This is a genomic window from Planomicrobium sp. CPCC 101110, from assembly GCF_007859395.1.
In the GTDB taxonomy this organism is placed as follows: Bacteria; Bacillota; Bacilli; order Bacillales_A; family Planococcaceae; genus Planococcus.
This window is the reverse complement of the sequence record NZ_VOHD01000009.1, coordinates 256,729-270,058: the sequence shown is the minus strand read 5'-3', so window position 1 is coordinate 270,058 and position 13,330 is coordinate 256,729. Positions and strand designations below refer to the sequence as shown.

Annotated in this window: 10 protein-coding genes; 6 read left to right on the top strand and 4 right to left on the bottom strand. The window is 44.6% G+C overall.

Translation table 11 applies throughout. The features are described from left to right. The first annotated feature begins 59 nt into the window (after positions 1-59). From FQV30_RS15325 to FQV30_RS15315, 3 genes are all read left to right on the top strand, one after another. Positions 60-1,487: an anion permease gene (locus tag FQV30_RS15325; protein WP_146501020.1), complete on the top strand. Its 1,428-nt coding sequence runs from the start codon at positions 60-62 to the stop codon at positions 1,485-1,487. Positions 1,488-1,701: 214 nt separating this feature from the next. Beyond that, positions 1,702-2,118: a DUF485 domain-containing protein gene (locus FQV30_RS18260; protein ID WP_255473490.1), complete on the top strand. Its 417-nt coding sequence runs from the start codon at positions 1,702-1,704 to the stop codon at positions 2,116-2,118. Further along, positions 2,115-3,650, top strand: coding sequence for a solute symporter family protein (locus FQV30_RS15315; RefSeq protein ID WP_146501019.1), 1,536 nt, complete (start codon positions 2,115-2,117; stop codon positions 3,648-3,650). The genes FQV30_RS18260 and FQV30_RS15315 overlap by 4 nt, the downstream gene beginning before the upstream one ends. Positions 3,651-3,680: 30 nt before the next feature. On the opposite strand, the gene FQV30_RS15310 is transcribed toward FQV30_RS15315, so the two are convergent. Next, on the bottom strand, positions 3,681-4,469 hold the full coding sequence (locus FQV30_RS15310; protein ID WP_146501018.1) for an alpha/beta fold hydrolase: 789 nt from the start codon (positions 4,467-4,469) through the stop codon (positions 3,681-3,683). A 190-nt stretch (positions 4,470-4,659) separates the two neighbouring features. Here FQV30_RS15310 and FQV30_RS15305 point away from each other — a divergent pair, with 190 nt between their 5' ends. Next, entirely contained in the window at positions 4,660-6,297 is a 1,638-nt protein-coding gene (locus FQV30_RS15305; RefSeq protein WP_146501017.1) for an ABC transporter substrate-binding protein, read from the top strand. Between the two features lie 799 nt (positions 6,298-7,096). Further along, positions 7,097-7,897, top strand: a complete 801-nt coding sequence (gene coaW / locus FQV30_RS15300; RefSeq protein WP_146501016.1) for a type II pantothenate kinase — start codon at positions 7,097-7,099, stop codon at positions 7,895-7,897. Positions 7,898-7,938: 41 nt separating this feature from the next. Here the strand turns inward: coaW and FQV30_RS15295 are convergent, their stop codons facing one another. Then, positions 7,939-8,499, bottom strand: coding sequence for a nitroreductase family protein (locus tag FQV30_RS15295; RefSeq protein ID WP_146501015.1), 561 nt, complete (start codon positions 8,497-8,499; stop codon positions 7,939-7,941). Between the two features lie 151 nt (positions 8,500-8,650). Here FQV30_RS15295 and FQV30_RS15290 point away from each other — a divergent pair, with 151 nt between their 5' ends. Continuing rightward, complete coding sequence (locus FQV30_RS15290) at positions 8,651-10,036, top strand: protoporphyrinogen oxidase (protein ID WP_146501014.1); 1,386 nt, start codon at positions 8,651-8,653, stop codon at positions 10,034-10,036. 109 nt (positions 10,037-10,145) lie between these two features. Here FQV30_RS15290 and katA read toward each other — a convergent pair whose 3' ends face one another. Continuing rightward, the gene (gene katA / locus FQV30_RS15285) at positions 10,146-11,612 is read right to left on the bottom strand and encodes a catalase KatA (protein WP_146501013.1); all 1,467 of its coding nucleotides are present in this window, start codon (positions 11,610-11,612) and stop codon (positions 10,146-10,148) included. A 277-nt stretch (positions 11,613-11,889) separates the two neighbouring features. Beyond that, positions 11,890-13,161 carry a C40 family peptidase gene (locus tag FQV30_RS15280; protein WP_146501106.1) on the bottom strand — a complete coding sequence of 424 codons (1,272 nt, stop codon included), beginning with the start codon at positions 13,159-13,161 and terminating at the stop codon, positions 11,890-11,892. Positions 13,162-13,330: the final 169 nt, after the last annotated feature.

Genomic DNA, 13,330 nt, shown 5'->3' with positions numbered 1-13,330 from the left:
TTCATAAATCTTTGCTTCTTTATCAAGAAGTTGACAGATTATAGAGGGGGAAGACAGCAGTGCCTACAGAGAAAAAACAGGGAGAAGTAAATTGGCGCTCCCTTTTAATTTGCGTGGCGATCGGCCTCGCATTGTGGTTTATACCAGCGCCTTCCGCGCTGAATGAAGAAGCTTGGCATTTATTCGGCATTTTTGTGGCAACTATAGTAGCTTTGGTTATTAAGCCGGTGCCGATGGGCAGTACAGCTATCATTGCTTTAACGCTTATCGTCTTGACGAAAACCTTGACGCTGGAAGAATCATTGAGCGGTTTTCAAAACACCACAATTTGGTTGATTGTTATCGCGTTCTTTATTTCCCGCGGGTTTATCAAAACAGGGCTCGGGACTAGAATCGCCTATATTTTTGTCCGGCTTTTCGGGAAAAAAACATTGGGATTGTCTTATTCAATGCTTTTCAGTGATCTTATCCTGGCACCTGCAATGCCATCCAATACAGCACGCGCCGGCGGCATTATTTTTCCGATCATCCGTTCACTTTCCGAAACATACGATTCACGGGTAGGCGATGGAACGGAGCGCAGAGTCGGAGCCTTTTTGACGAAAGTTTCCTTCCAAGGCGATATGATCACTTCTGCTATGTTTGTAACTGCGATGGCTGCCAATCCATTAGCGGTTCAAATCACGCAAGACATTACAGGTGTAACTATTACATGGGGCGGATGGGCGCTGGCGGCAATTGTGCCTGGCCTGATTAGCCTTTTTATTATTCCTTTGGTCATTTACAAGCTTTATCCGCCGGAGTTGAAAGAGACGCCGGAAGCTGCAGATATCGCCGGACGCAAATTGAAAGAAATGGGTCCGCTTAAACGGGAAGAAAAGTTTATGATAGGCGTGTTCGTCTTGTTGCTCGTTCTTTGGATCTTTGGCGCCCGTTTTGATATTAGCGCCACTACCAGTGCATTTGTAGGCCTATGTGTTCTTTTGCTGACGCAAGTTCTTACTTGGTCGGACATTAAAAAAGAACAAGGGGCATGGGATACACTTGTCTGGTTTGCTGTACTGGTTATGATGGCAACCTACTTGAACGAATTGGGGATGATTCCTTGGTTCAGCGGGTTGATGCAGGAATCTGCAAGCCAATTATCATGGATGACTGCTTTGATTGTATTGGCAATCGTCTATTTTTATTCCCATTACTTTTTCGCGAGCAATACTGCGCATGTCAGTGCCATGTACGCGGCGTTTTTAACAGTTATCGTAGCGGCCGGGGCACCGCCTCTTCTTTCCGCTTTGATTCTGGCGTTCTTCAGCAACTTGTTTGGCTGTCTGACCCATTATGGGGCTGGTCCTGCGCCGGTCTTTTTCGGAAGCGGCTACGTCAGCCAGCAGAAATGGTGGATGCTTGGGTTTATCATCTCCGTCATCCACATTGTGGTATGGATAGGCGCTGGAGGGCTTTGGTGGAAATTGCTGGGCCTTTGGTAAAATGAGCAAGATGCGGCAGTTGGCAGTTTGACAAATAAAAAGGCTCCTCTTCAATTATTTAATGAAGGGGAGCATTTTTTATTACAGAAGAACCAAAATAAGCACAAGGGAAATTATCATACCGAACGGTATCTTATTTTATTGACTTGTAAAATTATACATGTTTTAATTGTTTTTAGATTCAGAAAATTAAATCAAAAGAGGGGTGTTACTATTGGCGAAAACCGTTGCAGGAGGCAAAGCGCGTGCCGTTCAGGCTAAAGGGAAAAATCGCGGTGAAGGGAGCGGTACTGTTAAAGGGGAAGCTGGAAAAGAAAATCTGCCGGATTTTGATGCGATTGAAGCATCGGCTGGATTCAGAGACTTGATGAAAAAGAAAAAGGCGTTCTTGATACCGGTCATTGCCTTGTTTTTAGGTTTGTATCTGCTTTTCAATTTTGTTATTTCCTATACCGATTGGCTGGATCAAGCTTTCGTAGGGGATATCACATGGGTGTGGGTATTTGCTTTCGGATTATTCGCTATGACATGGATTCTTGTAACCGTTTACATGAAAAGGGCGGAGAAATTCGACGATATGGCTACAAAAACTTTAAAAGAATTCAATTATGACAAGGAGGAAAATCGATGAATGCTACAGTAATCATTATCTTTTTAATTATCGTGGCGATGACCCTTGTCATTACTTATTTTGCTGCAAAGCGTACGAACACTACCAGCGATTTTTATACGGCTGGCGGCGGATTGACAGGCTGGCAAAACGGCATGGCGATTGCGGGGGATTATTTGTCGGCCGCTTCATTCTTAGGGATTGCAGGATCTATTGCGTTGTTCGGTTTTGATGGATTTCTGTTTTCCATTGGATATCTAGTAGCCTATTTGGTTGTATTGTTCGTTGTGGCCGAGCCTCTTCGCAACCTGGGGAAATTCACCTTGGCGGACATGATCAATGCCCGTTTTAATGCGAAGAAAGTGCGCGGAGCAGCGGCGCTAAGTTCCATCACAATTGTTATTTTCTACATGATTGCCCAGCTTGTAGGAGCAGGCGCACTTATTCAATTATTATTCGGGATCGAATATCTATGGGCGGTTTTGCTGGTTGGGATAATGATGACAATTTATGTTCTTTTTGGAGGCATGACGGCTACAAGCTGGGTTCAAATCATTAAAGCCGTCCTCCTGATGGTCGGTACGGTAATTTTATCGTTCTTGGTGCTTCAGCGTTTCGATTTCAGTATCCTTGAAATGTTCGCCCAAGTGAAAACGGCTACTCCGCATGGGGAAGCTTTCTTGAACCCTGGAGTCAGGTATAAGATTCCATTGGATACCATTTCCCTAATGCTTGCATTAGTACTAGGTACAGCAGGTTTGCCGCATATTCTAATGCGCTTCTTTACAGTGAGGGATGCAAAAACTGCGAGAAGTTCCGTTATGTGGGCAACTTGGATTGTCGGGATTTTCTACGTCATGACAATTTTCCTTGGATTCGGTGCTGCTGCTTTTGTTGGTTCAGAAACGATCATCAGCACAAATGCTGCAGGGAACATGGCTGCACCGCTGCTGGCTCAGGCGCTGGGCGGAGATATTTTGATGTCATTCATTTCTGCGGTCGCTTTTGCTACTATCTTAGCGGTTGTAGCAGGCTTAGTGCTATCAGGAGCTTCAGCGTTTGCCCACGACATTTATGGGCAAATTATTAAAAAAGGAAAGGCCACAGAGCGCCAGCAAATGCTGGCAGCCCGTTATGCATCGGTTGGAGTCGCCGCATTGTCGATTTTATTGGCAGTTTTTGCACAAAGCTTGAATGTGGCATTTCTGGTATCATTGGCATTTTGTATTGCGGCAAGTGCGAACCTGCCTGTTATCGTCTACACGATTTTTTGGAAAAAGTTCAATACAACAGGAGCAATGGCGGCTATTTTTACAGGTTTAATCTCTGCCCTGGTTCTTGTATCGATCAGCCCGAGTGTTATGAATCCGGAAGCGGGAGCAGCCATTATCACAGGCACACCAATTTTCCCGCTGACAAACCCGGCGATTGTCTCAATCCCACTTGGCTTTATCGGTGGAGTAGTCGGCACGCTGCTTTCAAAAGAAAGCGACGTCAGAAAATATTCCGAAGTCAAAGTCCGGGCCAATACCGGCGGCTTCAGACAACTTTAATCTGTGTAAAGAAAACAAGCCATCTCCCTTTTACGACAGGGCAGATGGCTTGTTTTGTTTTTGTAAAAATTTATAAACGGCTCCGTTGAACTGAGGGAAATGACGCGGCGGCACTCGATGGGAAGCCCATTTTATATATTCAACTTGGGTTTGGGGAACGACTTTTTCAAAATCTTTCCGGTAATGGTGCATAGTTAACTCAAACGAACCATATACCAATAAGACAGGCATCTTCAAATGATAAAGGGAGCCGCTTGCATTATAGTGGAGGCCCGCCTGGCAATACTCATAAACCTTTTCGGCATCTGCATTTTTTCCATAGGCGAAAAAATCCTGCTCATCTTCTTTAAAATATTTATGAGTCTTGGCTTGGAGCTTAGCGAGGAAAGGAACTTTCCGCAACTTTGCCATCAGCATAGCAAAACGGATCAAGCCATATAAGTTCGGGCTGTTCACCCGAGGATAGCCTCCGCTTAGGATTAAAGCGGAGGTTCGTTCCGGATACAGCAAAGCGAATTCCTGCGCGATGGTCCCGCCATTGGAAAAACCGCAGATGACGGCTTTTTCTACACCGATTTCGTCAAGCAACTTTTTCAAATCATTGGCCAGAAGAAGGATGGATAAGGGAGCCTCTCCTTTTGAACTCCGGCCGTGGCCGCGAAGGTCGTAAAAGATGGTCTGGTAATGTTCGGAAAGCCTTTTCTGGTGCTTGAAAACACGTTGGCCGATGACCGGTGGATGGATGAACACGATCGGCAATCCGGTGCCATAAGTTTCATAATACAGAGAAACAGATTTTTCTATAGTCGCATGAGGCATAGACAGGCTCCATTCTTTGTAAGAGTCTAATATCGAGCGCAAGCGTCAGTACAGTTGTTTCTTTTATACCCGTATCAGGAAAAAATAAAAGGGCATTAGAAAATAATAAAATTTTGATTATGTTATAGCTTATCTCCTTAAGCTTTCGTATAATTATAAATATTTCGAAAACCGAAAAGGAGGAATGGAAATGAAGATGGGAACAGTAAACCTGCTGCACTTGATACTTGTTGTAACTTTAATATTATCAGCTTGTTCAGGAGGGGACGAAGCAACTCCTGCCGAAAGCGGTGGTGCAACTTCGGAAGAAGATAAACAGGGCGGTACACTCGTTTATGGGCGTGGAGCCGACGCTGTCAGTCTGGATCCCATTAACGTAACTGACGGGGAATCCATACGCGTAACGCATAATATTTTTGAAACACTGCTGGAATATGACCAAAACCTGGAGCTGCAGCCGAAATTGGCAACCAAATACAGTTCAAGTGAAGACGGGCTAACCTGGACATTCGAGCTGCGTGAAGGCGTCAAGTTCCATGATGGAACAGATTTTAATGCAGAGGCTGTGGTATTCAACTTTGAACGCTGGATGGATCCGGAAAACCCATATCATAAAGGGGATTTTCCTTACTATCCATTTTTGTACGGAGGGTTTAAAGGGGACGAAAACCATTTGATCGAACATGTAAAGGCGACCGGAACACACGAGCTTGAAATCAAGTTGAAACGAAAAACCGCCCCTTTCTTAAGCTACCTCGCCATCTCCATGTTTGGAATTGCGAGCCCTGCGGCAATTGAGCAATACGAAGGCGACGTAAATGAGCATCCGGTTGGGACAGGACCTTTCATGTTTGAAGAATGGAGCCGGAACAACACCATTACACTGGCTAAGAATCCGGATTATTGGATGGAAGGAAAACCATACTTAGACACTGTCATCTTCCAGGTAATACCGGAAAACTCCGCTAGGCTGAATGCCCTGCAAACTGGGGAAATCGATATATTGGACGGTATGAATGCGACCGATACGAATGCAGTTGAAGAAACGCAGGGGCTGGAGCTGCTGAAACGCCCAAGTTTCAATATCGGCTATATGGCCTTCAATACAGAAAAGGAGCCGTTTGACGACCCGAAAGTGCGCCAAGCGATCAATATGGCCATCAACAAGGAAGAAATCGTAAATGCCTTCTATAACGGCCTTGCGGACACCGCTACAAGCCCGCTGCCTCCTTCGTTATGGGGACATGACGACACGTTGGCCCCATACGAATACAATGTAGAAGAAGCGAAAAAATTATTAGCAGAAGCAGGCTACGAGAACGGTTTTGAAACAGAGTTGCATACGATGAGCAACCCGCGCCCATATATGCCGGAGCCGGTGAAAATAGCAGAAGCCATCCAATCGGACTTGGCCGAAGTCGGCATCACAGCCGAGATCGTTTCTTCGGAATGGGCAACTTACTTGGACGATACAAAACAAGGGAAGCACAGCATGGCGATGTACGGCTGGACAGGCGTTATGGCCGATCCGGACAACTTCCTGTATCCGAACTTAAGCAAAACCAATACGGAAAAGCCGGCCCAAAATATTGCATTTTATAAGAGCGATGAATTCACGTCGTTGATTACAGAAGCGCGCGAAACAATTGACCAGGATAAACGAATTGAATTGTACAAACAAGCGCAGCAGCTTTTCCAGCAAGATGCTCCATGGGTCATGCTGGCATATACCACGCCGCCGTTAGCTCAGGCAGATTACGTAGAGGGCTATGAGCCGCATCCGATGAGCAATGATTTGCTGACGGACGTCTATTTGACCAATCAATAAACAGCCTCAATAATAGAAGCCGCCTTCCTTTAAAACTAGGAGAGGTGGCTTCTATTATGTATTTATTTGGCTGTAATATTTAGATGGAAATGATCGGGCAGCAAACGGACGGTTTCCTTCGGCAAAGGAGTCTTTCCAGAATTGAAGACTCCGTTCATTAAAACAACGCTTCCTTTTTCCATGCTTCTTCTTTCAAAGCGATAGTATTGCAGATCGTACCTATACTATTACATAAAAGTGAACAATGAGAATATGGAAAAAAGTAAAAGGAGGTTGGCAGTGATATACTTCCACATATTCAACTTCCGATTTTCGTCAAAGAGGAATACTTCAATGATTAGGACTGTTACCATTACATATAAAAACTCATATCTGGCAAATAAAGAGGCACATGAAAAACCAAGAACAAAAGTTAGGCACATGATAATCGGCAACCGCTTATTATCCATACTCATCTCCATAAATCAGTCTCCTTTTAGGTAATTTAGAGGAAAAGCCCGTCCTTATTCCTTAATTGGTAGAATATACTGAATTTATTGTAAAATAAAAACTAGGCCATTTCTAGTAGTAATTTCGAAAATATGGAAGTAGGTCGAAAAATATGCCATAAGGCAAATTAATGTGATAAAATTCCTTTTGTGTGCATAAAGACAAAAGGAATTCAGTTAGGATTTTTTATTCCCAGTTGAGTGCTTGTGAAGTCGATGAGGCTTTCCGATCACTTCTCAAAGTGGGAGTTTGCGGGATTAGACAAGCTGGTGTTTCTTATTAGAAAACACGAGAAAGAGCAGGTGCAAAAATGATTTTCGGAATAGATGCGGGCGGGACACTGATCAAAGTGGCTTACGCCGAAAATGATACGCTCCAATTCGCAAAGTTCCCGGTTGCCGAAATGGAGAAAGTGGCTTCTTGGGTGAACGAATACGGCAGCCAAGTTTGTGTAACAGGTGGAAAAGCTGGAGTGCTTCTTGCTTTGTTGGACAAAGAGGCTAAGGAAATTGTCGAGTTTGAAGCCACTCATCTTGGTGTGAGATTTTTGCTGGAGCGTATGGGGCGCAGCGAAGAGGCGTATATAGTCACGAATGTGGGGACAGGGACATCCATTCATTGCATCGAAAACAATCGCCAAGAGCGTATTGGTGGAACCGGTGTCGGCGGCGGGACTTTGCTCGGTTTATCGCATTTGCTGACCGGTGTGACTGATTACGGCGATATTGTAAGAATGGCAAGCGCCGGATCGAGAGATCGAATTGATTTGAAAGTAAAACATATATATGAAGGAAAAGAACCGCCAATTTCCGGGGAATTGACGGCAAGCAATTTCGGCAATAACCTTTTCGGTGTTGCAGGGGACCTGTCAAAAGAAGAGCTGCTGGCGACTGTTATCGGCTTAGTGGGCGAAACTGTCAGTACAGTCAGTGTCCATGCCGCTAAACAATGCGGCTTTTCGACCATCATCTACATTGGATCGTCTTTCTACCAAAATCCGCTGCTGAAAGAAGTAGTAAACAGCTACACCGTATTGCGCGGCGCTGTACCATTATTTCTCGAAAACGGGGAGTACTCAGGAGCGGTAGGAGCTTTGTCCTTATTGAAATAACAAAAAGATGGCGCGGGTTCGCGCCATCTTTTTTAGTGCATTCATTCATCAATGACTATCAATTTTTCGCGGATATCGGTCCGAGGCCGTTTTTCCGGCACGTGTTTCGGATAACCGATCATCAGCGTAGCGACGATTTTTTCGCCAGGCACCACCCCGATCGCTTCCCGGAACTTCGGATCATAAATCCAATCGTTCGACCGCCAAATCATCCCGATTCCGCGTTCCCAGGCTGCCAGCTGGAAATTCTGGATAAGAGAAGAAATGGCGCCGTAATCTTCATCCCATCTTCTTTGGCGCGGGTCTTCCGGCATGATCACTACCAGATGCAGCGGAATATCCCGGAAGTACTGCGCCTTATTCAATACTTTTTGCGAAACTTCCCCTTCTGCGGTCGGCATAGCATCCACATAAGCTTGGACAAACTTTTCTTTTCCGGCGCCTGCATACAATTGAAAACGCCACGGTTCATTGATTTTATGGTTTGGTGCCCATTTTGCAATATTCAACAACTCGATGATTTCTTCCACATCAACAGGATCCTGTTTGAAAGCTTTGATGGTTCTTCTGCTGACAATATTTTGATCCACTGCATTCAACATTCTGGTCTCTCCTTTAAAAAAATCTGTTTCTTTAATAAAACCAGTCTCAACAGGGAATAGCAATAAAAGCGTGCCCAAACTGACAAAATATCTTCTCTCTATGTCACATGATTGTTGGTAAAATAGAGGCAACAATAAGGAGTGAATGTGGATGAAAACAGTTGTTGTTATAGGTGGGGGCATTACAGGCCTCTCCGCCATGCATTATTTGCAGAAGATAAAACAAGAACAGAGCCATGACCTGGAGCTGGTTCTCATTGAACAGCAAAGGGAGCTGGGGGGGAAAATCCGAACCGTACAAGACGGAGAATTTATCATGGAAACGGGGGCTGATTCCATTGTGGCGAGGAATGAAAGCGTGATGCCGCTCATTCAAGATTTGGGTTTGGAGGACCGCATTGTCTATAATGGCACCGGCATTTCATATTTATATGCCAATAACGAGCTCCACGCGATTCCAGCAGATACCGTCTTTGGCATCCCGATGAACGAAGAAGCACTGTTCAGCTCGACACTTGTTTCAGAAGAAGGGAAAAAAGCGGCGTTGCGCGACTTTGAAACCCCCAATGAAAGCTACACCCGCAATAGCTCGATCGGCGAATTTCTTGAGGAATTTCTGGGCGAGGAGCTCGTTAGGAATCAGATTGCCCCAGTGCTGTCCGGCGTTTATTCGGGTGATATATATGAATTGACGCTTGCTTCGACTTTGCCATATCTCGTCGATTATAAAAACAAATACGGCAGCATCATCAAAGGATTAGGAGAAAACAAACAACGGTTCCAAGGCGCAGCCAACAAAAAATTCATTTCATTTGATCAGGGCATGGGTGTACTGATAGACCGGCTGGAAGAAAGCCTGGAGGCCGCAGTTATTCGAAAAGGCATCGCTACAAAGCGGATTTCAAAGCAGGATGGCCGTTATAGTATAGAACTTGAAAACGGGGAGGAACTTGCCGCCGATTACATTGTTTTAGCTACGCCGCACGCTGCTGCACAAAAATTGCTTGGGCTCCAGGAGTTAGATCTGGAATTCGATCAATTGCTGGATTCTACATTGATTAGCATTTATCTAGGCTTCGATATTCCAGATGCCAAACTCCCTGCTGATGGCACTGGGTTTATCGTCTCACAGGAAAGTGATTTGCAATGCAATGCATGTACTTGGACGAGCAGGAAATGGGCGCATACATCCCCAAAGCACAATTTGCTTGTCCGTTTGTTCTATAAGAGCTCGCATCCATCATATCCCAAACTGAAAGGTTTATCGGAAGCGGAACTGGTGGATGCCGCCTTGAGCGATATCGAAAAAAGTTTGAAAATAAAAGCAAAACCCTCTGTTGTACAAGTGACAAACTGGAAAAACTTGATGCCAAATTATCATATGCATCACAAGTCCGCTATTAACAGGTTGGAAGAAAAGATGGCTTCCGCAGTACCGAACATCAAGCTTGCAGGTGCTTCCTATTATGGCGTGGGCATCGGTGCCTGCATCCAAAACGGAAAAAAATTGGCTGAAGAAATTGGGAATAAGCTATAAAGGGACGAGAAGAGGGGGTGCTATAGCATCCTCTTTTTTGTTGCAAAAAAAAGCAGCCGCCTTTTTATAAGGCGGTTGCTAAATGAGAATATCAAAACGCTATTAAGAATTATAAAGTTTCAGTCAGGCCAGGAACCGTCAGGCCAAGACCTTCTGCCACGCGGGTTCCGAATTCCGGATCTGCTTTGTACAAGTGGCCGATTTGGCGAAGTTTGATCTCCTCGACAGTTACTGCACTTAATCCGCCAATGAACGTAGCAACAAGGCGCGCTTGTTCTTCCGCGCTTTGTAGGCGGTAAAGGTCGCCGGGCTGTGTGTAATAGTCTTCTTTAAAGTATGGAACTGAATCTGCAACACCTGAAATTTCAAGCGGAGCCGGTTTCGCGGAAGCTGTTTCGGTCGGGCCGCTAAAGCTGTTCGGCTCGTAGTATACAGAACCGCCCCCATTTTTGCCAAAGTTCATTTGGCCGTCGCGCTGGTAGTTGTTCACTTGGTTCTTCGCTGCATTGATCGGCAGCATTTGGTGATTGGCCCCTACACGGTAACGGTGGGCATCGTGGTATGCGAACAGACGGCCTTGAAGCATTTTGTCAGGTGACACATCGATGCCAGGAACTAGTGTGCCAGGTGAGAATGTAGCTTGTTCAACTTCTGCAAAATAGTTCTCCGGGTTGCGGTTAAGCACCATGCGGCCAACTTCGATCAACGGGTAGTCTTTGTGGGACCAGGTTTTTGTTACGTCAAATGGATCAAAGCGATACGTATTTGCATCTTCCAATGGCATGATTTGAACGTACATTTTCCAAGCAGGGAAATCCCCATCTTCGATAGCGTTGAACAAATCTTCCGTATGGAAGTCTGGATTTTCACCGGCAATTTTATCAGCAACATCTTGAGTGATGTTTTTGATGCCTTGTTCAGTCAGCATATGGTATTTTACCCAAACAGACTCGCCCGCAGCGTTTGTCCATTTGAATGTATGGCTTCCGAAACCATGCATATGGCGGAGTGTAGCAGGAATTCCGCGGTCGCCCATTAAATATGTAACTTGGTGCAAAGATTCAGGTGACAATGACCAGAAGTCCCACACTGCGTTAGGGTTTTTCAAGTGAGTTTTTGGATCGCGTTTTTGTGTATGGATAAAGTCAGGGAATTTAATCGCATCTTGGATAAAGAAAATCGGTGTGTTATTGCCGACTAAATCATAGTTTCCTTCTTCGGTATAGAACTTCAGCGCAAATCCACGTGGGTCGCGAACTGTATCTGCAGAGCCGTTTTCCCCAGCTACTGTTGAAAAGCGTGCGAACATGTCCGTCTTTTTGCCGACTTCTGACAAGAAAGCAGCCTTAGTGTATTTGGTTACATCATTTGTGACTTCAAAATAACCGTGTGCGCCTGCGCCTTTTGCATGTACTACGCGTTCAGGAACCCGTTCTCTGTTAAAATGCGCCAATTTCTCAAGAAGATGAACATCTTGCAATAGGACAGGGCCGCGCTGTCCAGCTGTCTGTGAATTTTGGTTGTCTCCGACTGGGGCACCCCAGCTGGTAGTTAGAGCTCTTTTATCTGTACTCATTGATTGAACACCTCATTCTCAATTTTTGGTTATGATGCTGCAATAACAATGATAACACTTTTCATTTAAAAATCAATACTTAATGATAATGATTATAAATAAAGAATCCTTATCAATAAATGGGCATAATTTGAACAGCTATTTAATAAATAATTTCTTATAAAATTTTCCTTTTGTCAGTTTAATAAGGGAAAATAAGGGTATATTCAAAATGAAATACATAAAAAACCCACTGCATTTTGCCGAATGCAGTGGGTGTGATTTTTGTGTATCCAACTTAGTCCATAGCGTACAAGCGTTTGAAGCTATCGAAATGCTTGCCCCAGTAGCTGTCGTTCAAACTGGTAATTTGAACGCGGTCGCCGCCTGCATGGATAAACTGATTGTTGCCGATGTAAATTCCGACATGTGAAATGCCTGGGCGGTAGGTATTACTGAAGAAGACCAAATCACCGACTTGAGGCTTGCTTACATCATAGGAGCGAGCATCAAGTCCAGTCGTATTTGTACGCGGTACACTTACACCCGCTTTGTTGTATACATAATAGATATAGCCGCTGCAGTCAAACCCTCGTGTAGTTGAACCACCCCAAACATAAGGAATGCCTTGCAGTGATGTAGCAGTAGAAATGATTGTGTTGACGGTGCTTGAATTTGTCGGAGCAGTTACAGGAGCAGAGACCGGAGTCGTGCTTGGCTGTGTTGCTACTAGAGAATTTTCAACTTTGAGCGTTTGACCGACGCGGATCAGGCTGGAAGTCAAGTTGTTCCAGTTCATAATTTGTGTGACCGAGACACCATGGCGGTGAGCGATGGCGGATAATGTGTCGCCGCTTGCTACTTTGTAGGTTCCAGTTGGTGAAGCAGATGGAGCCGGAGTTGAAACGGCTGTCGTGCTTGGTTTGCTGGAAGAAGCAGACTTCTCGATTTTAAGCACTTGCCCCACACGGATAAGGCTGGAAGATAAATTATTCCAATTCATAAGTTGTGTAACGGAAACACCTGTCTTTTTAGCGATAGCAGACAATGTATCGCCGCTTGCTACTTTATAAGTAGAGCTGGTGGTTGCTGATGAAGCAACAGGTGTTTTTGCTGCGGGAGCAGTTGCTGCTTTGGCAGGAATGGTCGCTGTGCCGTTCACTGTAAGCTTCTGTCCAACATAGATCATGGAACCTGAAATGGCATTCGCTTTTTGCAGCGTGCTAACACTTGTCTTGAATTGCAAAGCAATTTTTGATAAGGTGTCTCCAGATTTTACTATGTATGTATTAGAAGAAACGGTCCTTTTAGTGGCGCTTGTTTTATTTTCTGCCGTTGAAGCGGTTGCCGCTTTCGGGGCGGATAACGTTAATTTTTGATTAGGATATACGAGATCAGATGCTAAGTTATTCCATTGCTTAAGGCTAGAGACAGAAACATTATTTTCATTAGCGATCTTCCAAAGGCTATCCCCCGACTTGATGGTATAAGTACTTGCCTCAGTATCCGACACTCCGAAAAATAAGGCTAAAGACCCTGTCGCGAGGACTGAAAAAGCGATTTTTTTCATTTTTTCTCTCCTTTTCAAAATAAATAGTAAAAATAGGCACTCGCTACTCAAAGCGTGAGCATGTCTTATTCTAACTAACCATATCAAAATAGGCAATATGATTTACATTAATGTCATATGAATGATATATACAGATTAATATAAATCTAAATATAGGAAATAATAGGAA

Bases quoted from the DNA above. Each gene is read 5' to 3' on its own strand.
- FQV30_RS15315 (WP_146501019.1), top strand. From the start codon at position 2,115: ATGAATGCTACAGTAATCATTATCTTTTTAATTATCGTGGCGATGACC.
- FQV30_RS15310 (WP_146501018.1), bottom strand. From the start codon at position 4,469: ATGCCTCATGCGACTATAGAAAAATCTGTTTCTCTGTATTATGAAACT.
- FQV30_RS15305 (WP_146501017.1), top strand. From the start codon at position 4,660: ATGAAGATGGGAACAGTAAACCTGCTGCACTTGATACTTGTTGTAACT.
- coaW (WP_146501016.1), top strand. From the start codon at position 7,097: ATGATTTTCGGAATAGATGCGGGCGGGACACTGATCAAAGTGGCTTAC.
- FQV30_RS15295 (WP_146501015.1), bottom strand. From the start codon at position 8,499: ATGTTGAATGCAGTGGATCAAAATATTGTCAGCAGAAGAACCATCAAA.
- FQV30_RS15290 (WP_146501014.1), top strand. From the start codon at position 8,651: ATGAAAACAGTTGTTGTTATAGGTGGGGGCATTACAGGCCTCTCCGCC.
- katA (WP_146501013.1), bottom strand. From the start codon at position 11,612: ATGAGTACAGATAAAAGAGCTCTAACTACCAGCTGGGGTGCCCCAGTC.
- FQV30_RS15280 (WP_146501106.1), bottom strand. From the start codon at position 13,161: ATGAAAAAAATCGCTTTTTCAGTCCTCGCGACAGGGTCTTTAGCCTTA.